General features: G+C 64.8%; 17 protein-coding genes. 11 read left to right on the forward strand and 6 right to left on the reverse strand.

Translation table 11 applies throughout. The features are described from left to right. Positions 1 to 11: 11 nt before the first annotated feature. The 7 genes from HYG95_RS14215 (at position 12) to HYG95_RS14245 (ending at position 9,422) form a co-directional block, all read left to right on the forward strand. Positions 12 to 1,124: a DNA cytosine methyltransferase gene (locus HYG95_RS14215; RefSeq protein WP_181698428.1), complete on the forward strand. Its 1,113-nt coding sequence runs from the start codon at positions 12 to 14 to the stop codon at positions 1,122 to 1,124. A gap of 164 nt (positions 1,125 to 1,288) precedes the next feature. Next, positions 1,289 to 3,847, forward strand: coding sequence for a Z1 domain-containing protein (locus tag HYG95_RS14220; protein ID WP_181698429.1), 2,559 nt, complete (start codon positions 1,289 to 1,291; stop codon positions 3,845 to 3,847). Next, complete coding sequence (locus HYG95_RS14225; RefSeq protein ID WP_220139432.1) at positions 3,847 to 4,863, forward strand: PD-(D/E)XK motif protein; 1,017 nt, start codon at positions 3,847 to 3,849, stop codon at positions 4,861 to 4,863. The genes HYG95_RS14220 and HYG95_RS14225 overlap by 1 nt, the downstream gene beginning before the upstream one ends. Continuing rightward, positions 4,860 to 6,854 (forward strand): hypothetical protein, encoded by a 1,995-nt coding sequence (locus tag HYG95_RS14230; RefSeq protein WP_181698430.1) that lies wholly within the window; start codon positions 4,860 to 4,862, stop codon positions 6,852 to 6,854. The genes HYG95_RS14225 and HYG95_RS14230 overlap by 4 nt, the downstream gene beginning before the upstream one ends. Continuing rightward, positions 6,854 to 7,750 carry a hypothetical protein gene (locus HYG95_RS24520; protein WP_220139433.1) on the forward strand — a complete coding sequence of 299 codons (897 nt, stop codon included), beginning with the start codon at positions 6,854 to 6,856 and terminating at the stop codon, positions 7,748 to 7,750. The genes HYG95_RS14230 and HYG95_RS24520 overlap by 1 nt, the downstream gene beginning before the upstream one ends. Positions 7,751 to 7,863: 113 nt before the next feature. Continuing rightward, on the forward strand, positions 7,864 to 8,571 hold the full coding sequence (locus tag HYG95_RS14240) for a DUF6339 family protein (RefSeq protein ID WP_181698431.1): 708 nt from the start codon (positions 7,864 to 7,866) through the stop codon (positions 8,569 to 8,571). A 257-nt stretch (positions 8,572 to 8,828) separates the two neighbouring features. After that, the gene (locus tag HYG95_RS14245; protein ID WP_255495334.1) at positions 8,829 to 9,422 is read left to right on the forward strand and encodes a hypothetical protein; all 594 of its coding nucleotides are present in this window, start codon (positions 8,829 to 8,831) and stop codon (positions 9,420 to 9,422) included. 141 nt (positions 9,423 to 9,563) lie between these two features. Here the strand turns inward: HYG95_RS14245 and HYG95_RS14250 are convergent, their stop codons facing one another. From HYG95_RS14250 to HYG95_RS14260, 3 genes are read right to left on the reverse strand one after another with little or no spacing between them, the layout of a single operon-like run. Then, entirely contained in the window at positions 9,564 to 10,211 is a 648-nt protein-coding gene (locus HYG95_RS14250) for a GNAT family N-acetyltransferase (protein ID WP_181698432.1), read from the reverse strand. 42 nt (positions 10,212 to 10,253) lie between these two features. Continuing rightward, a complete protein-coding gene (locus tag HYG95_RS14255; RefSeq protein WP_181698433.1) occupies positions 10,254 to 10,892 on the reverse strand; it encodes a hypothetical protein in 639 nt (212 codons plus the stop codon). Positions 10,893 to 10,932: 40 nt separating this feature from the next. After that, entirely contained in the window at positions 10,933 to 12,240 is a 1,308-nt protein-coding gene (locus tag HYG95_RS14260; RefSeq protein WP_181698434.1) for a hypothetical protein, read from the reverse strand. A gap of 189 nt (positions 12,241 to 12,429) precedes the next feature. Here HYG95_RS14260 and HYG95_RS14265 point away from each other — a divergent pair, with 189 nt between their 5' ends. Continuing rightward, entirely contained in the window at positions 12,430 to 12,636 is a 207-nt protein-coding gene (locus HYG95_RS14265) for a cold-shock protein (RefSeq protein WP_181698435.1), read from the forward strand. Here the strand turns inward: HYG95_RS14265 and HYG95_RS14270 are convergent. Continuing rightward, positions 12,633 to 13,415 carry an MHYT domain-containing protein gene (locus HYG95_RS14270; RefSeq protein WP_067636832.1) on the reverse strand — a complete coding sequence of 261 codons (783 nt, stop codon included), beginning with the start codon at positions 13,413 to 13,415 and terminating at the stop codon, positions 12,633 to 12,635. The two genes, HYG95_RS14265 and HYG95_RS14270, sit on opposite strands and share 4 nt — an antisense overlap. A 398-nt stretch (positions 13,416 to 13,813) precedes the next feature. Between HYG95_RS14270 and HYG95_RS14275 the strand changes: the two genes are divergently transcribed. Continuing rightward, on the forward strand, positions 13,814 to 14,017 hold the full coding sequence (locus HYG95_RS14275; RefSeq protein WP_014987157.1) for a cold-shock protein: 204 nt from the start codon (positions 13,814 to 13,816) through the stop codon (positions 14,015 to 14,017). A gap of 58 nt (positions 14,018 to 14,075) precedes the next feature. On the opposite strand, the gene HYG95_RS14280 is transcribed toward HYG95_RS14275, so the two are convergent. Next, complete coding sequence (locus HYG95_RS14280) at positions 14,076 to 14,879, reverse strand: nucleotidyltransferase domain-containing protein (protein ID WP_181698436.1); 804 nt, start codon at positions 14,877 to 14,879, stop codon at positions 14,076 to 14,078. A 133-nt stretch (positions 14,880 to 15,012) separates the two neighbouring features. On the opposite strand from HYG95_RS14280, the gene serA reads away from it, so the two are divergent. Together serA and HYG95_RS14290 are read left to right on the forward strand one after the other, a co-directional pair. Further along, positions 15,013 to 16,611: a phosphoglycerate dehydrogenase gene (serA, locus tag HYG95_RS14285; protein ID WP_181698437.1), complete on the forward strand. Its 1,599-nt coding sequence runs from the start codon at positions 15,013 to 15,015 to the stop codon at positions 16,609 to 16,611. A gap of 115 nt (positions 16,612 to 16,726) precedes the next feature. Further along, positions 16,727 to 17,734 (forward strand): 3-isopropylmalate dehydrogenase, encoded by a 1,008-nt coding sequence (locus tag HYG95_RS14290; RefSeq protein WP_181698438.1) that lies wholly within the window; start codon positions 16,727 to 16,729, stop codon positions 17,732 to 17,734. A gap of 186 nt (positions 17,735 to 17,920) precedes the next feature. Here HYG95_RS14290 and HYG95_RS14295 read toward each other — a convergent pair whose 3' ends face one another. After that, positions 17,921 to 19,879 (reverse strand): heavy metal translocating P-type ATPase, encoded by a 1,959-nt coding sequence (locus HYG95_RS14295; RefSeq protein ID WP_181698469.1) that lies wholly within the window; start codon positions 19,877 to 19,879, stop codon positions 17,921 to 17,923. Between the last annotated feature and the right edge of the window lie 89 nt (positions 19,880 to 19,968).

Genomic DNA, 19,968 nt, shown 5'->3' on the forward strand with positions numbered 1-19,968 from the left:
GATCTCGAACCATGCAATCAGATGTCGACGAGCAGTTGTCCATCCCGTCAGTGGACGTCGTCGATCTGTTTGCCGGCCCTGGTGGGCTAGACGTTGCTGCGCGATGGTTGGGTCTGGATGTCTATGGATTCGAATGGGACCCGAACGCGTGTGAGACGCGGGCAGCAGCGGGCTTGAATTCCGTACCTCACGATGTGCGGGACTTCGGTCCCGCAGACGTGCCCGGCGCGTGGATCCTGGCTGGCGGACCGCCGTGCCAGACGTTCACAGTCGCCGGCTCCGGTGCAGGGCGACGAGCGCTCGACGAGGTGCTGTCTTTTGTTCGGCGCATGGGGAACGGTGAGACAGTGACCCAGGAGGTCGCACAGCTCGACGACGTGCGAACAGGCTTGGTTCTCGAGCCACTTCGTTGGGCAATCGAAGCGCATAAGGCCGAGAATCCCTACAAACTGATCGTGTTGGAGCAGGTCCAAGCGGTTTTGCCCGTGTGGAAGGCCATGGCTCGCGTCCTCGAAGACAAGCTCGGCTACCGCGCCGTTTGCGGCGTCCTCCGTACTGAGGAGCACGGTGTGCCGCAGACCCGTCGTCGGGCGATCCTCATCGCAAGCCTCGGAGTCGAACGGGAGTTGCCCGAAGCCACCCACCGCCGGTACCGCAAGGGGGTCGGCCAATTGGAGGGCGATCCGGAGCTGTTCCCGTGGGAATCGATGGGTGAGGCGTTGAACCGCGGTGGGCCGTTCAGAGTCATCTCGAATTACGGCACTGGTGGGGACCCGAAGTTGAGAGGCACTCGTCGTTTCGATGAGCCGTCGGCGACTGTTACGGGAAAAGTGTCGCGCAACAGAGTTGTCGACCTCGACGACAATCCGCTGAATCGGATGACTTTGCACGAAGCCGGTCGGTTGCAGACCTTTCCCGTTGATTATCCCTGGTCGGGCAAGGATGTCGCCCAGCAGATCGGCAACGCGGTTCCGCCAGTTCTTGCGTTGCACGTGCTTGCCGCCGCGCTCGGCTTCAAGATAAGCCCCGAGGATGCGAGGAAGGTCGTCGATCGTCCCTGGCTCGACACCCGTGACTCCGCCCCTCTCGATCACCTGCAGCGGATGGGCCTGCTCTTCAGCTGAGGGTGTAGCGACTCGCCGTTGCACGCCGATAGCTCTCATCGACCGGGTAACAACTCGTGAACTCGATTCCAACTGGTCGTATCGAGCCGATACTGTTACCCACAGGGTAGGGGGGCGAAACCTCCTATCGTCGACAGAGTGGTTTGTGCGCAGGTGGGAGTTCGATGACTGATCTGATTGATGGGCAGTACGAGGTGTACAAGGCGCTCCTCGACAAGTACTCCCCGGCCGAGGCGATCAAATTGCTCCGGACGTTCGAGAAGTCGGATGACGTCATCAAGCGCATCATGGAGCGCTACGACGCAGACATGGTTCGGATCAAGGAGATGCGAGAGCCGCATACCGTGGTCATCGACAACTACGAAACTTGGTATGCCGGGCCGCATCCCGGCGACAAGCTGTGGCCTGCGATCGAAAGGGACCTCGTCAAACAGGGTTGGCCGAGGGATCCGGCCATCAACAGCCTGGATGACTCGTCCACGCGAATCGTGTCGTTGCTGCAGCACCCGCGTAAGAGCGAATTCTCGACACGCGGTCTAGTGGTCGGCTACGTGCAGTCCGGAAAGACGACGAACTTCACCGCCGTCATGGCGAAGGCTGCTGACCGCGGCTACAAGCTGTTCATCGTGTTGGCCGGCATCCACAACGGGCTGCGCAGGCAAACCCAGGCACGGCTGATTCAGCAACTGGTGCAACCGAACCCGACGCTCTGGACGCAGATCACCGACCTCGATCGCGACTTCTCGCCGACTGCGAACCCGGCAAGTTTCTTCGGGAAGTCGAACAAGACTCATGTCCTGTGTGTGGTCAAGAAGAACGCGACGGTCCTGCGGAAGCTGGTCAAGTGGTTGGACGATGCGTCGGAGTACCTGGCGGATTGCCCTGCGTTAATCATCGACGACGAGGCTGATCAGGCGACTGTGGCGACCAAGTCGATCAACCCGTTGATTCGCGGAATCCTCAACACACTGCCCAAGTCTGCCTATGTTGGATACACCGCTTCGCCGTTTGCCAATCTGCTCATCGATCCGTCCGCAGACGACCTCTATCCCGAGCACTTCATCGTCAACTTGCCCAAACCGCATGGGCATTTCGGCACAGAGGTCCTCTTCGGTCGATATGCCCTGGATGGGGAGGATCCGAACGAGGTCGATGACGGCTATGACATGATCCGTAACGTGCCTGACGACGATGTGGCGTTGGTCAGGCCGAAGACCAGGGCCGATGCCGAAGACTTCTATCCGTCGATCACTGAGACGCTGCGGCGTGCTGTCCTGTACTTCTGGTTGACGACAGCCGCTCGACGAGTGCGGGGTACGGGAAATCCGCACTCCACCATGCTGATTCACACCAGCGTGCGAACAGCCGTGCACAACAGCTTCCGTGACCCGCTGATGTTGCTTCGCGCCAAGGTCGGCAGCAACCTCACTGATTCTGACCTTCGTCGCGAGCTGCGCAAGCTGTGGGAGGCGGAGACCGCGCGCGTTCCCGCCGCTGAATTCGGCGAGAAGACAGTCGAGTTCGACGATCTCTTGACGGAACTCCCCGGCGTGCTGCGCGATTGCCGCGTCGTCATGGACAACTTCCAGAGCACTGATCGTCTCGACTACGAGAACGGGCCGGTCGTCGCTATCGCGGTGGGCGGCAACACGTTATCGCGTGGACTCACCCTGGAAGGGCTCTCCGTCAGCTACTTCGTTCGGGCAGTTTCGACCTACGACACGCTGCTGCAGATGGGTCGTTGGTTCGGCTACCGCAGCGGATACGCGGACTTGCCCCGAATCTGGATGACAGAGGAACTCGAGGATTGGTTCCGCCACCTTGCCACGGTCGAGACCGAGATGCGCCGCGACATCGATGTGTACATGACCGAGGGCAAGACGCCGATGACGTTCGCGGTGCGCCTGCGGACGCACCCGTCGCTGCGCGTCACCGCCGCAGCGAAGATGAAGGATGCGGTGCGGGCACAGTCGTCCTACGGTGGGCAGCGAGTTCAGACTCGGTATTTCCATAAGGACGCTGACTGGCTGTTGGACAATCAAGCGGCGGCGCGGACCCTTGTGGCCTCGGCACTCGCGGTCAGCAGAGCCGAAGGAAACGGAGCTGATGGTCGCTATCTGATTCGTGACGTTTCGAGCGAGCTGATCCTGGACTTTCTGCGCAACTACCGATTCCACGAGAAGTCGACTGAATGCGACGCAGATTTGATGTCCGGCTACATCGAGAAGCGCATCCGAAACGCGGGAACGCTTCGCCGGTGGAACGTGGCGGTATTGGGTAAACCTGCTGTGGCGGAACAGGATTTGTTCGAGTTCGCACCGCAAGTGAGCGTAGGTCGAATCACACGCTCCCAGTTCGCTTCCGGGCCTGACCACGTCGATATAAAGACGTTGATGAGCCGTCGAGACGCAGGCTTGGATCTCGACGGAATCACCAGCACAAGCACTGAGGTCGATATCGTCACCGCTCGCAAGGCTCAGCAACCGGATGCGGGTCTGTTGGTGTTGTATCCGATCGACAAGGTATCGGAGCCTGAGCCGGCCAAAGACAAGCGTGTGCCGTTGAATGCGCCGGAGCACGTGATCGGTGTCGGGCTCGTGTTTCCGTCGCCCGCCGACAACGACAGCACCGTCGCGTGGGAGTCCGACTATATTTCTGCGGATCTGTCCGGCGTCGAGATCGAGGAGGAGGACTTGAGCCCTCTCGACTCCGAGGATGTCTGATGCTGAACGACCTCAAGATGGTTCTCGACGATAACTGGAGGCTGCTGCAACGGCGTCCGCGCGCTGACTCCTCGGTGGTCATCGTCTCCGAGCTGCCGGTGCCAACGCCGAAGGGGCCGTTGGTTGCCGGCCTGGACGGAGAGGGGAACCGGCACCTGCTCGTTCCGATCGGCGCGCACCAGGTAGTCCGCAAAGGACTGAACGGCCCGGTGCTGCGCCTGAGTAAACGGACGCTGGAACATGATTCGAAGCTTCAGGACTTCGCCGACCTCGTGTGCCTTCGACCGGACCTGAACGATATTTTCGCGACCCTTTGTGCCGACATCCTGTGCGCGACCGAGGAGTCGCCCGACAATCCGGTGAAGGTGCTGCACCGGGTCCTCGACCGTTGGCGGGCGTTGTTCCTCAGTCCCGGCCCACCACTGGGAGCACAGCAGCTCGCCGGCCTTTTCGGCGAGCTGGTGGTCCTGGAACTCCTTCTCGAACACGACAGCAGTGCCATCAAAACGTGGAAAGGTCCGTCTGGACATCGACACGACTTCGCCACGGGCGCGGGTGCATTGGAGGTGAAGACTTCGACGAACCCGGACGGTCGATCAGTGCGTGTCCACGGCCTCGACCAGTTGGAGCCACCGCTCGACGGTGAACTCGGCTTGGTTTGGCTACGCCTGGAGATGGATGTTCAGGGCGGCATCGGCTTCCTCGACATGATCAAGCGTGTGCTGGAGCTTTCGGACGACGAGAGCGAAACCCTGACCCGGTTGGCGGCGGTCGGATATCGTGCCGCGGACAACGATCACTACACGCACTCGCGCTACTCGATCATCGAACAACGCTGGTACAACGTCGATGTCGCGTTTCCGAGGCTCACAACGGTCGACTTGGCAGCAGCGGCAATTTCCACCAACGTACACAACGTCGATTACACGATCGACCTGTCAGGGGATTCTCCCGCACCGATGAAGACCCACGACGTCGAGCGACATATCACAGCGATGCTGGAGGAACTCCGATGACGGCTCCCGCGTGGGTCTCCCAGCCGTTTCCGCCCGAGGGCGCCAGTGCGGCCGAAGGCATCAGGAACCAGCTCGGCAAACCCGAGTTGGATCACTTGACGATCCTGGTCCGCGAATCGGCACAGAACAGTTGGGACGCTCGCCAGGGCGACGGAATCCCCGTCGACTACCGGATCGATCTCCAGACGGTCAGTGCGGCCGATGCGCCTGCGTGGCGTGAGAACCTCCTGCGAAAGGCGCCGGCCAAGAATCGTCTTCCGCTCCGGGAAGCTCTGCAACAGCCCACAATCCGAGTTCTCTCGATATCCGACCGCGGCACTCGTGGGCTCGGTGGACCGACGAGAGCAGACGCAGTCACCGACCGAGGTCGCGACTTCGTAGCGTTCCTTCGCAATATCGGTGAGCCGCGTGAGCGGGAATTGGGCGGTGGAACCTACGGGTTCGGCAAGGGAATCCTCTATCTCGCATCAGGGTCGGGCACCATCCTTGTCCACACGCGGTGCCACTACGAGGGTCGGTTCGAGACGCGACTGATGGCGGCGGCGCTCTGGAAGAGCTACGACGCTACCGAAGGAGACCGCGAACGTCGCTACACCGGCCGTCACTGGTGGGGCGACGTATCGGGCGACGTCATCGAACCTCTGGTGGGAGCGGACGCGGATGACATGGCCCGCAAACTCGGTCTGCGGCCGTTCGGTGCCACCGAAACCGGAACGACGATCTCCATTCTCGATCCCAACCTCGAGGGTGGAGAACCGGCCGATATAGCTCGCTACCTGGCCGAAACCATCGTGTACCAGCTCTGGCCGAAAATGCTGGCCGACAGTAATGGTGTCGTTCCGATGCGGTTTTCGGTCACCTGTGACGGTATCGACTACCCCGTGCCTGACCCTGCGCAAATGAAGACACTGAAGCTGTTCGTCCATGCGTATCGAAAGATGGTCGGAAGTGACGCCGAGGAGCTGTATTGCAGACGCCCAAAGAAGTTGCTCGGCCGCTTCGGAATCGAGCAGACGGTTGCGCTTCGATTCGAACCGAGCGAGGCAGAATACATGGCTGGTTTCGAGACCGGCATGGTGCATCATGTGTGTCTCATGCGTCCTGCTGAACTCGTTGTGACCTATTGGCCCGGTCCGAAGCCTGCCAGCGAAATATCTGCTTACGCAGCTGTTTTCCGCGCTGACAGAGAGGTCGACGTAGCTTTCGCGCGAGCTGAGCCCCCAACGCACGACAACTGGAATTATCAGTCGCTCGACCACCCCGAATATTCGTTCGTGAAGATGGCGTTCACGAGGATGAAGGAAGAGATCGACAAGGTGATCGGTCCTCGTGGCAGTAGCGGGGTCGAGGTTGCGCAGGTGTCGCTCGGTGCGGCCAGTGACAGGCTGTCTCCACTGGTCGGTGGTGCATGGGGCATCGGCTCGGCCACCGACTACGGCAGGCCCGGTGATACTGCGCCACCTCCACGGCCTGCGCCGCAGCGGCGGCCCAGTGGTCGGCGAATGGATCCTGCGGAGTCCGATGACCTCGAATCGTACGATGCGATCGAGTCCAAGGGCTTTGGCGATCTAGGTTCCGGAGCTGGTGATGCCTACGGAGGCAGCGAGAACGGCCATGTGCTCGAATCTCGTGCAAAGCAGTCCGCGGCACGGCGGCGCCGTCCCAAGATCGAGTACGTCGGTGACCCCGAACCTGACGAGCTGTGGGGGCACGGTGTTGTGGTGCAGCGGTTCAAGTTGCCGGTCGCGGTCCTCCAGCGGGTCAGCGCTGACGTCGCCGTCGCGTTGGCCAGTGATGGTGGTCTGGAAATGGATCCGCCGACCGGTGCCGAGATACCCAACCTTGTGGGGTGGGAGGATCCAGCCGGGGAGGTTCATCAGACACCGACATACGTGATCGAGGGCGGCGACGGCCGAGTGTGGAAAGCGATTGTCAAGCCTGCCGCTGACACGATGACCGACATCGTTCTGTTCACAACGGCGGTTGCCTGATGCCTAATCGCGTTCTGCCGTATAGGAAGCCGACCGCCGGCGTTGTCAAGGCTGGGGACTGGTTGCTCACGATAGGTGGTGAGGAGATCTCATTACCGGACCACCTTCCGCATTGGGACTATCAGACGAATCTGGTACTGCGCAGGGTCGTACACGTCGACCTCGAGCGTGCACTGGCGGAGTCGACCCTCGCACCTGGAACCGAATTGGCGTTGGCGGGGGTCTGGACGTCGACTGGATCCAAGCTACGTGGGACGCTGTCTCGCGTAATCGTTCCCGCCAACGGTGAGGTCGAGCTGCGGGCAGAACTCGCCGGCGTTGATCTCGGCGGGGTTGTCGTGCTCGATACTGCACTGGTGCTGGCGCGACGCAGACACGGCACCGATCGGCCGGTGGCCCCTCGTCGTGGTGGGTCGGTGCTGTGGAGCGATCGCACGCAAATCCGGCTGCAGGGCGATGCGCCGCAATTTCCCATCGCCATTGTCGATTTCGACCAGACAAACTATCCGGGTGATGCCGCCTGGCACCTCGAGATCGGCAGCGACCTCGACGTTGCCACAATGGGTTCACTGCTGCTGTTGGTCAACGAGAAGAAGACGTTGATTGCAGAAGCACTGCAGCGCGCGGCAAATCCTCGCCTGCAGGACAAGCTGGCGCTGTCCATGCTCTACGCAGACGTGGCACGAACCATGGTGGATCATGCTTTGAGCATCAGCGAATTCAATGACGACGCGACCTATCTCGACGAGACTCTGGGAGCCACTCTCCAGGAACTGTTCGGCCGCCTGTTTCCCGGTCGATCCATCACAGACGTCCGCCTTGCCGCGCAGGAATCCCCGAATCTCTTCGCCTCGCAGCTGCAGGCGGCAGTCAAGATCTTCGAGGGGATCGCATGACACTTCTCTATCCGCGACTGCTCCGACATCGCGCGAAACCTCTTGCCGCGGAATACCGGGAGCTCGGCCCGATCGAGTTGAGTAGCCGCTGCTCTCTCTCGGACAGTTCTGCTGTGTTCGTCGCGACCGGCGGTACGCGTGTCGATCCGGCCAAGCTCCAGCTCCTGCGCGACATCGTCGTCGACTTGGCCAAGGAATCCGGTTTCCCGCAACCCCCGGACGCCAAGCAGAAGACCAGCTTCGACCTGCAACTCGCAGTTGCTCTGCACCGTGAGATGCGAATCTCGCCCGCCGAGGCAGCCTCCGGCGATGTCTGGGCATTTCTCGCGCTGATCGTCCTGCCCGATGTCGCGCACTGGCGCTATCCCAAACCCCCGACAGATCGAGTGCTCGGCTCTGACCTCACCCGCCACGTCCTCGGACGGATGTGGTGGCGATCCCAACTCGTATACGCGCCCGGTGATGCAGATCCCTACGCTGCGCTCCATGTGCTCGGTGAGGCCGCGTTCGACCAGATCTACGCGCGCCGTGCGGCCCTGGGCGGCAGCCCCCATCTGATCCAGTCGATCCTGCGCACCTGGAAACAGATGAATTTCGCGGGGCCCGATATCACCGAACGAGACATACTCCGAGACTTCCTGAAACGTCTTCTCCGACTCGCGCCTCTGATGCTTTTCGAAGCGCTCGATAGTCGAGCACTTGACGAGGAACTCCTCGAGATCGCCAAGGAAACGGTGATCGGCTACTTGTCGTCCGGTGGTCGGGTGTCTCCGAACGAGATCGGGGCCCGAACAGCCCAGGTCTTCGCCGCCGGTTCCTGAGGCGCATGATCGCCGTCGTGCGGCTGGCGGTTCCAATCTGTTCGCCGAGCCACTCGATTCGTCCCGCTACGGCATTATTACCTGATGGTGATGGGACCGCCCTCTAATCGTTGCGCCGGGCAGCCTGTCGATGAAAGGGACTCGAACTCACGCCGACGCGATCTGGTTTGGCCTGCACTGGTCAGGGTGTGATCGGAGAAGACGGCGTCCTAGTTGTTCAACGGTTCGGCGCATGAGATGCGGCGCATAATAGATTCATGAATAGTGTTGTGCAGCAACTGATTACTGTTGCCGGTGTACTGCTGGGTGCAGGGGCAACCTTTGCGGGGGCTGCCTTGACGGAACGGGCGAAGTGGCGTCGCACTCAGCAGAGTCGGTGGGACGATCGGCGGCTGGTTGCCTACAGCGAGTTCGCGCATGCGCTGAAGAATTATTCGGTGGTGTCTATGCGGATGGCTGCCGCCAGGGGTTTTCCGAGCTCTGGGCAGGCGATCCCGGCTGAAGAAGGGGAAGGTCTGCTGCTCGAGGCCGACTCCGAGAAGACACTGAAGTGGGAGATGGTGTTGCTCCTCGGGTCCCCCGAAGCTGTGGCAGCCGCGCGGGCCTGGAACAAGGCAGTGTGGGAGTTGAGCCTTGTGGCGCGTGGCGCCGAAATCAGTCATGAGGACTACATCCGTGCGTTCGAAGCAGCCGGGCACAAACGGAATGCTTTCTACGAATGCGCCCGCAACGACCTCGGGGTTCGAATCGGTGAGTTGCCGGTCGGCGACGGGCTGTGGCTGCCTCAGAACGTGGGTTTCGGCGTGATTTCGAACCCGAACCCCGTCGCATCAACCGCGAACGGTGGATGACGGTACTCGACATCCTCGACCTGGACTCCGAGCTCCGCGATCTGCTCGGGTGCCCAGTCGATGTGCATGCGGCTGATCTGGACAGGCGCTTGGCCGATGAAATCGAAGCGGCCCGAATGTGATTGGCAGAGTAGTTCGTGATCAGAGGGACGGGGTTGGGCGGACCATGGTCTGTTGGTGGACCTTTGATCCTTGGTAGCGCAGGCCGGGGACTGCGGCAGGGGATCCGTGGGCGGTGAAGCCGTGGCGTTCGAAAAAGCGGACGGCGCGCGGGTTTTCGACGAGGGTTTGTAGGTAGCAGCCGGGGGAGCCGCTCGCGCTCAGGTGGTCCAAGAACTGGTGCATCAGGGCGTCGGCGGCGCCTGTGCCTCGGGCGGACGGGGCGAGGTTGATGTGGAGGTGAGAGGGCCAGCGGGGGTCGGTGAGTTCGGCGGCGAGGGGGTGGTGGCGGAGTTTGGCGAGGGCGGTGTCGGTGAGGGCGCGGGCGAAGAAGGTGGCGGGCTTGCGGCGGAAGATCAGGCGGTGGTCGCGGATTGCGGATTCGAGGCGGGCTTCTTCGGTCGGGAAGGTGGTGCTGTCGACGCAGCCGGTGAGGTAGCCGACGAGGCGGCCGTCGTCCACTGCGAGGAAGAGGGAGTCGGGTGCGAGGTCCATGTAGGGGGTCAGGTACACGGCTTTCTCGGATTCGGGGTGGCCCCAGAGGCTTGCCGTGGGGGAACCCTCGCCGACGTGGGAGGCCAGGGCCGTCAGTTCGGGACGGTCGGCCTCGGTGTATCTGCGGATCTCCACTGATCCAATGTACGCACGAAAGACCCTGCGGACTCAGAGGTTTCAGCGAGGTGGGCAGATCTTGATGGCGTCGCGGGAGATGCAGATGTCGTATTCGCCGGGGGAGGCGATGACGGCGTTTCCGTAGGCGGAGCGGATGAAGGGGGAGGTGTACCAGCGGTTTTCGCGCATGTCTTCGAAGAAGTCGCGGTCGGAGCCGTTGAGGAAGATGTGGGATTGGGTGGTGGGTCGGCCGTCGAGGCGCTGGCCGTAGAGGCGGGTGAGGGTGTAGCCGGAGTGGAAGCCGAGGGCGTTGACCCAGGGTTCCAGTTCGACGATGGCCGCTTGCATCACCCACAGGTCGCCTTCGATGCGGTGGGTGGTGCGGTCGGTGACGGTGCCGTCGGTGTCGAAGGTGGCGACGTCGAGTTCCAGGGATTGGTCTCCGACGGTTTTCGCGATCACGTGGGCGGCTTTGATCTCGCCGGTGAGGCCCAGGTAGGTCTGGAGGAGGGTGGCGATCCAGAGGAGCAGGGTGGCGGCGAGGAGGAGGGCGGTTCCGGGGATCGCGCGGCCCAGAACGGATTTGAGGCCGCGGCGGCGGGTGGTTGGCAGGGCTGCCGCGACGAGCAGGACGAGGCCCACCGCGAGCAGGACGAGCAGGCCGATCTGGGGGAGCCCGAAGGACACCGGGAAACTCATGAACTGGGTATACCCCGAAAGCTGTTGCGGCAGGCCCTGACTAGAGGGACTGGGGGCCCGAATCCGGCAAGGAGGGCTGACGCCGGCGCAGGATCAGGGCGACGATGGCCGTGCACACGAGCGCGATGATCACCGCGACGGTGCCGGGCACGGGTCCACGGTCCACCTCGGCGGTGCGGTACCAGGCCGAGGAGTAGGCGAGGTGGCCGAATTCGGTGTCGCTCAGTGCGACTCCGAGGGATGGGACGAACAGCACGCAGAAGCCGACGACCGCCGACGAGGAGTTGACCGGAACCGCACTGCCCACGCCGTAACCGCAGATGGCGCCGAGCGCGAGGCAGCCCACGGCGGCGGTGAGGGTCGCCGGGGGTGCGGTCATGTCGGCGGCGAGGGTGAGGCCGGCCAGCGCCACGATCCAGAGGGCGGCGGCGAGGGGGCGTGGGCGGTGCATGCCGAGGCCGAGACCGATGGCGATGGCGACGAGGGTGCCCAGATCGACCCAGCCGTTGCGGGGCAGGGTGATGACCAGGCTGCCCGCCACCGAGAACGACGACATCAACACCGTGAGCACGCCGTCACGCTCGGGCAGCACGAAAGCGGCGGCCGCGGTGGCGGCGAGCACGATGATCGAGGCGATCACCACGTGCCGCAGGCTGGTCTTGTGGTGCGACACGTTCAGCGAGGTGAAGATGATCGCCGAGTAGACGAAAACGGCGGCGAGTACCGGCGCGAGCGGGATCGCGGAATCGGTGTGAGCCGGGGCGGGCGTGGCACTGGTGACCGCGAAATACGCGAGCGCGAGCACGCTGGCCCCGATGAACCACAGCGGCAGGGAGCCCGCGAGCGCCCCGTCGAAACCGCCGGTGGTGTCGTCGGTCGGCGTCTGGGTGAGGTCACCGAGGACCGTGGCGCCGATCGCGGCGAACAGGTAGGCGATGCGCAGCCTCGGCTCGTTCCACACCGCCACCGCGGTGGCGCCGAGCGCCATCCCGGCCAGCAGCGCGTCGACGAAGTTCAGGGTCGCCAGGGACACACCGCTGTCGAGACGGCCGTCGCTGCTGTCGCCCGCGGCGAGCAGGTGGCTCAGCAGGATCCCGGCGAGCGCGAGCAGTGCGGTCCAGCGGGCGGTGCGCACACTGCCCACCGCCACGGTGACGGCGGCGGTGATGACCGCGATGAACGCGCCGCCGGTCATCGCGCGCGGGATGTTGAACACCAGCAGATCGTCGTGGGCGGATTCGCCCAGATCGGCGAAGCTGATCGGCATCATGATCGCGAGCACCGCCACGGAGGTGGCGACGACGACCGTGAGTGCCTCGGCGGCGGGCCTCGCCGCGACGCGGATCATGAGCAGCCGTGTCGGAGTGGGGGTCGCGCAGGATGGTGAGACACCGGATCTCCGTTCTCGCGGACGAGCCTGGCTGGAGTTTATCCAGCTCGGATGCGTCGACCGGTCCGTGCGCTTTCGTGTCGCGCTCGCCGGCATGCGACCATGAACGAATCGGCATGTCAGGCAAATGATTAGGAAGGTCGGTGGATGACCGGCGGCGTGGTGAGCTGGTTCGACGGCGGCAAGGGGTTCGGTTTCATCACCCCGGACGCGGGCGGGCCGGAGGTGTTCGTGGAGTACACCGAACTCGTCGGCGAAGGATTCCGGACACTGCGGGCCGGTCAGCGCGTGGAATTCGCGGTGCACGAGACGCGACGCGGTCCCGAGGCGCAGCGGGTGCGTGCCGTCGATTAGTTCTGGCCGCTCGGCCAGAAACGGCTGGCGCGTTGCCCGTGGATCGGGCGGGTCAGGTTCGGATCCTCGGCCTCGGTGATGCCGACCTGCATGAGCAGGATCATGGTGACCATGCTGATCGCCACGATCAGCGGTGTGAGCAGCTGTGACGCGGTGGCGCCCGTGGCATGGGCGACGTGCGCGCTGGTGTGGGCGCTCATGGAGAACATGCCGGTGTAGTGCATGCCCGTGACGGCGACGCCCATCAGCAGGGCCGCGCCGATGGTGGCGAGGAAACCGTGGATGTGCAGGGCGAACCAGAGGGCGGCGGTGGCGGCGACCACGGCGATCACCAGTGAGGCGACCACGACAGTCGGCTCGTAGACGATCTCGATGTCGGTTTTCATCGCATACATCCCGGCGTAGTGCATGGCTGCCACGCCGAGACCGGTGATCGCGCCGCCCACCGGGAGCGCGGCAGTGTCCCAGCTGCGGCGCACGACGATCGACAAGCCGAGCCACACCACGGCCATGGCGACAGCGGCGCTGAACAGCGTGATCGGCACGTTGTAGCGGATGGTCGCGCCCTGCACGGAGAAACCGAGCATCGCGATGAAGTGCATAACCCAGATGCCGGTTCCGCCGAGTGCGATGGCGGCCGCGGTGAGCCATCCGCCGTGGATGCCGGAGGCGCGCGAGCGAACCATGCAACGCAGTGCCAGCATCGAGCCGAGGACCGACATGAGATAGGCGAGCAACGGGGTCAGCCAGCCGTAAGTGAAATGGTTGATGTTCAGCACGCTCAGCTCCTTGCGCGTTTTCTCGTCCGGGATGGGTGCACCCTCACGAAACGGAAAATACGCTGGTAGGAAATTTGCCGTACTGGTTTTATCGAAAATGTATAGGGTCGCTGACGGTGGTCGGTCACCGCGCAATAGGGTTATCGATGGTGATGCGTGCCAGTCGGTTCGGTTCGTGTTCCGGACAATTCGCCGCATCCCTGTGGCAACCACATCGGCATCCACGCAGCATCCACCTCGCCGACTATGTGACAGCACCAACTGGCAGCTACGAGGGTTGGCTTGCTCACAGCGCCCCGGTGGAGGTGTGGAGGAATTTCCGAAACCGTGGCATTGTTGAACAGCGAGACCGGGACCGGACTATTAGGACCTGGCTCGTCTACAGGAAAGTTTTTGAAATGGCTCAGGGCATTGTGAAGTGGTTCAACAGCGAGAAGGGCTTCGGCTTCATCGCGCAAGACGGCGGAGGCCCCGACGTCTTCGTGCATTACTCGGCTGTCAGTGGCTCGGGCTTCCGCTCCCTCGATGAGGGTCAGCGTGTGGAGTTCGAGATCGGCCAGGGTCAGAAGGGCCCCCAGGCTCAGGACGTTCGCGTCCTCTGATTCTGCGCGAACCAGCGTACGAACGTGAAGCTCCGCACCGGATGGTGCGGAGTTTCTGCTATTTCAGGGCCTCCGCGCGGAAGAACTCGTCGGTCACCGCCCGCGCCGTGCTGAGGTCGCGCGGCATGCGTGCGGTGAACTCTGTTGCGGCCCTGGCGAACTCGTCGTCGATGAAGGCCGGGATCAGGGCAGGCGGTGCACCGGCCCCCATCTCGCGGGTGCGCGACTTCAGGTCCGTGAGTTCGGTGATGGCCGCGACCAGATCGGCGGGCAGCTCGCACTGCGCCATCAATGTCGGCAGGTGCATGGGTGCCACCGCCGCGCCGGGATGCTCGCGCAACCAGCGCAGCGCCATCGCCGGGCGCAGCGAGTAGAACACTTTTTTCAAACCGCCGTTGCGCGCGTAGAGCCCCCACTGGCGGGCACCCAGGTGTAGATAGTGACGGGCGATGCGGTCGCGATCAGCCACCTGAACTGCGACTTCACGCAGACGGGCGCGGAAATCCTCGTCTCCGCGGTACACGATGGGTGACATCAACCACTCCACGAGCACCGCGTTGCCCTGCACCAACAGCCGCAGCGCCTTGGCCAGATCCCAGCCGTTCACATCGAGCAGGCCGGCCGGCGGCGTCTCGATCACATCGCGGGTACGCCACGGCGACAGATACGTCTCCAGGCCCGCGACATAGACGAAACGGCAGTCGTAATCGGAATCGGGTGAGGGGAAACCCCAAGCGCGGCTGCCGCTTTCGATGGCCAGGCGGATGCGCACACCGTGCTCGGCAGCGACCCGGTCGAGCTCGGCGTCGACGGCGGCCACCACGACCGGATCCATCGACTCGGGGACGGTGCGCAGCGACATGCGGTGATGTTAAGTGGTGTGGCTCCCAGGGTTCACCCGGTTTTCGGGCAGGGGGGTAAGGGGACCCGAACCCCGGCGACTATTCTGGGCCGCGGTAACTGCCGACCCCTTTCTTCCCCAGGAGTACCCCACAGTGAGCCAAGCAGGCCGTCCTGTAGTTCTGATCGCCGACAAGCTCGCCCAGTCGACCGTCGACGCGCTCGGTGACGGTGTCGAGGTTCGCTGGGTCGACGGCCCCGACCGCCCGGCGCTGCTCGCCGCGGTCCCCGAGGCCGACGCGCTGCTCGTGCGTTCCGCCACCACCGTCGACGCCGAGGTGCTCGACGCGGGCAAGAAGCTCCAGATCGTCGCCCGTGCCGGCGTCGGCCTCGACAACGTCGATGTGCCCGCCGCCACCGAGCGTGGCGTGATGGTCGTGAACGCGCCCACCTCCAACATCCACACCGCCGCCGAGCACGCGGTCACCCTGCTGCTCGCCGCCGCCCGCCAGATCCCGGCGGCGGACGCGACGCTGCGTGAGAAGACCTGGCAGCGCAGCAAGTTCAACGGTGTCGAGATCTTCGGCAAGACCGTCGGCGTGATCGGCCTCGGCCGCATCGGTCAGCTGTTCGCCGCCCGCCTGGCCGCGTTCGAGACCAAGATCGTCGCCTACGACCCCTACGTGTCGCCGGCCAAGGCCGCCCAGCTCGGTATCGAGCTGCTCTCGCTCGACGAGGTGCTCCAGCGCGCCGACTTCATCTCGGTGCACCTGCCCAAGACCCCCGAGACCAAGGGCCTGCTCAACGCCGAGCGTCTCGCGCTGACCAAGCCGGGCGTCGTCATCGTCAACGCCGCGCGCGGTGGGCTGATCGACGAGCAGGCGCTGGCCGACGCCATCACCAAGGGTCACGTGCGTGCCGCGGGCCTCGACGTGTTCGAGACCGAGCCGTGCACCGACTCGCCGCTGTTCGACCTGCCGCAGGTCGTCGTGACCCCGCACCTCGGTGCGTCCACCTCGGAGGCGCAGGACCGCGCGGGCACCGATGTCGCCAAGTCGGTGCTGCTCGCGCTGGCCGGTGAGTTCGTGCCCGGCGCCGTGAACGTCACCGGTGGTGCCGTGAACGACGAGGTCGCCCCCTGGCTCGACGTCGTCCGCAAGCAGGGCGCGCTGCTCGGCGCCATCGCCAGCGAGCTGCCCGTCAGCATCGAGGTGCAGGTGCGCGGCGAGCTGGCCGCCCAGGACGTGGCCGTGCTCGAGCTGTCGGCGCTGCGCGGTGTGTTCTCGGCGCTGGTCGAGGACCAGGTCACCTTCGTCAACGCGCCGTCGCTGGCCAAGGAGCGTGGCATCACCGCCACCGTCACCACCGCCACCGAGAGCCCCAACCACCGCAGCATGGTCGACCTGCGCGCCGTGTTCGGCGACGGCTCCACCCTGAACGTGGCCGGGTCGCTCACCGAGCCCGCCCAGGTGGAGAAGATCGTCAACATCAACGGCCGCAACTACGACATGCGCGCCGAGGGCCTGAACCTGGCCGTGCTGAACTACGGCGACAAGCCGGGCGCGCTCGGCAAGATCGGCACGCTGCTCGGTGAGGCCGAGATCGATATCCTGGCCGCTCAGCTGAGCCAGGACGTGGATGCCGAAGGCGCAACCGTCGTGCTGCGCGTCAACCGCGAGGTGCCCGCCGAGGTGCAGACCGCGATCGGCGAAGCCGTCGGTGCGTCCAAGGTCGTGCTGGTAGACCTGGCCTGAGTTGTGACGTCCCGGTACCGCCGGGACATCGGCAGCTGCGCGCCGTCACCCCACGGTGGCGGCGCGCGCTCGTATCCCGGTGGCGAACCGCCCCGGCTTCGAACGGAGCTTGTTCATGAAACTCGCAGTCATCGCCGGTGACGGCATCGGTCCCGAGGTCATCGCCGAGGCGCTCAAGGTGCTCGACGTGGTGTCGCCCGGTGTCGAGAAGACCGAATACGACCTCGGTGCCGCCCGCTACCACCGCACCGGGGAGATCCTGCCGGAGTCGGTGCTGCCCGAGCTGAAGCAGCACGACGCGATCCTGCTCGGCGCGATCGGCGACCCGTCGGTGCCCAGCGGTGTGCTCGAGCGTGGGCTGCTGCTGAAGACCCGGTTCGCGCTGGACCACCACGTGAATCTGCGGCCCTCGAAGCTGTACCCGGGTGTCACCAGCCCCCTCAGCGGCAACCCGGACATCGACTTCGTCGTCGTGCGTGAGGGCACCGAAGGCCCGTACACCGGTACCGGTGGCGCGATCCGCGTCGGCACCCCGCACGAGGTGGCGACCGAGGTCTCCAACAACACCCGCTTCGGCATCGAGCGCGTGGTGCGCTACGCCTTCGCCGCCGCGCAGGCCCGCCGCAAGCACCTCACCCTGGTGCACAAGAACAACGTGCTCACCTTCGCCGGGTCGCTGTGGCAGCGCACCGTCGACGAGGTCGGCGCCGAATTCCCCGATGTGGCAACGGCTTACCAGCACATCGACGCCGCGACCATCCACATGGTGAACGATCCGGGTCGCTTCGACGTGATCGTCACCGACAACCTGTTCGGCGACATCATCACCGACCTCGCCGCCGCCGTGAGCGGTGGCATCGGCCTGGCCGCCTCGGGCAATATCGACGCCTCGGGTGTGAACCCGTCGATGTTCGAACCGGTCCACGGCAGCGCCCCCGACATCGCGGGCCAGTCCAAGGCCGACCCGACCGCCGCCATCCTCTCGGTCGCCCTGCTGCTCAACCACCTGGGCAACACCGAAGGCGCCGCCCGCATCGAATCCGCCGTCGCCAAGGATCTGGCCGCCCGCACGGGCACCGCCTCCACCGTGGAGATCGGCGACCGCATCGCCGCCACCGTCTGAGGAAACCGACTAGAAGGGCCCGCACCGGCAACTTTGCCGGTGCGGGCCCTTTTGTGTGTGATGATCGGCCCGAGAGACATTCGTGCAGTGAACAGCTGCGGCGGCGAAGGATCCGTAAGTCTTGAGCGTCTTTCAGCTTCGCGGATCGTCCGGCGCTGCTTTGGTAGGTCCCTTGGTCGCGGAAGGCTAGCGGCCCGACTGGGCGCGGCGCCAAGCGGAGGAGCTGAGGAGGCGGAGCCCGTTGAGAGCGACGATCACGGTCGATCCTTCGTGCCCTGCTACGCCGAGGGGAAGGGGTAGGTGGCCGACCAGGTCCCAGGTGACCAGGATCGCGATGAAGGTGGCGGCGATGGCGAGGTTGGCGACTACCAGGCGGCGGGCTCGTCGGGACAGGGCGATGACGGTGGGGATGGTGGTGAGGTCGTCGCGGACCACCACGGCGTCGGCGGTTTGCAGTGTGAGGTCGGAGGCGGTGGGGCCCATGGCGATTCCGACGTGGGCGGTAGCCAGGGCGGGGGCGTCGTTGATGCCGTCGCCGACCATGGTGATGCGGTCGCCGCCGGACTGCAGGGTCCGGATGGCGGTGACCTTGTCCTCGGGGAGCAGGTCTGTTCGCAGGTCGGTGATTCCGACGCGGGTGGCGAGATGGCTTGCGGTCGCGTGACTGTCGCCGGTGAGCAGAACCGGTGAGGTGCCTGTCGATTCGGTCAGTCTGGCGACGGTGGCGGCTGATTCAGGGCGGTCGCGATCGGTGATGCCGAGGACCGCTACCGGGGAGCCGTCGCAGACGACGACCACCGCGGTATGGCCACGCGACTGCTGAGTCGTCACCTCCACGGCAACAGCTCGATCCGGGGTGGGTGTGGCGAGTAGCGCTGTGGGCGAACCGATTCGGATCGCGTGCCCGTCGACAGTGGCGGAAACGCCGCGCCCCGGTTCGGACGTGAAGTTCACGGCCTCGGGCAAGCCGAGGCCGCGCTGACGAGCCGCTCGCACGATGGCCTCGGCCAACGGGTGTTCGCTGCCGTGCTCGGCTGCCGCAGCCAGCCGCAGGACCGTGTCCTCGGTGAGTGCGGTACCGGGCAGCACGCGGATCTCGGCGACTTCGGGGGTGCCGCGGGTGAGCGTGCCGGTCTTGTCGAACGCCACTCGCGTGGTGGTACCGAGCTGTTCCATCACGGCGGCGGACTTCACCAGCACACCGTGGCGGCCTGCCGTGGCGATGGCGGCCAGCAACGGCGGCATGGTCGCGAGAACCACGGCACAGGGGGACGCGACGATCATGAAAGTCATGGCGCGCAAAAGAGATTCGCGGACCGGCTCACCCCAGAGCAGCGGCACGACGAACACGGCGATGGTGGCGGCCACCATGCCGATCGAATAGCGCTGCTCGATCTTCTCGATGAACAGCTGGGTGCCCGCCTTGGTGCGCACGGCCTCGTCGACCAGGCCGGCGATCCGCGCGACCACCCAGTCACTCGCCCGCCGGTCCACCCGGATCCGCAGCGTGCCGGTGCCGTTGAGGGTGCCCGCGAAAACCTCGTCGCCGACGGTCCGGTCGACGGGCAGCGGTTCGCCGGTGATGGTGGCCTGGTCGACCTCGCTCGCCCCACCGACCACGGTCCCGTCCGCTGCGATGCGGTCGCCCGGGCGGACCAGTACCACGTCACCGATGACGAGATCTGTTGCGTCCACCGTCTGTTCGTCGCCGTCGCGCAGGACGACGGCGGCATCGGGGGTGAGGTCGAGCAGTCCGCGCACGGAGTCCTCGGTCCGCGCGGTGGCCAGCGCCTCCATCGCGCCGGAGGTCGCGAAGATGACGATCAGCAGCGCACCGTCGGTCACCTGCCCGATCGACATGGCGCCGATCGCCGCGACAACCATCAGCAGATCGACATCGAGCGTCTTCTCCCGCAATGCCTGCAACCCGCCGAGTGCGGGCTCCCAACCGCCCGTGACGGCACACACCAGATACAGCGCCCACCACGACCACGACGGCGCCCCGGACAGCTGCGCGGCCAGACCGACCAGGAACAGCACGAGAGAGGCGGCCGCCCAGCGGATTTCGGCGATCTCGAACAGCCGGGTCCGTCGCGAGCGCGGGGGAGCGGCGGCGCCGGGACGGACCGCGACGGCGGTGGGCATGGCCACGGGAAACCTCCGTGAGACGGGGAACGGAACAACCCGAGAATAACAGAACATATGAAGAGGTCTTCATTTCAACGGGTCGGTTA

It is taken from the genome of Nocardia sp. GTS18 (assembly GCF_013839555.1).
In the GTDB taxonomy this organism is placed as follows: domain Bacteria; phylum Actinomycetota; class Actinomycetes; order Mycobacteriales; family Mycobacteriaceae; genus Nocardia; species Nocardia rosealba.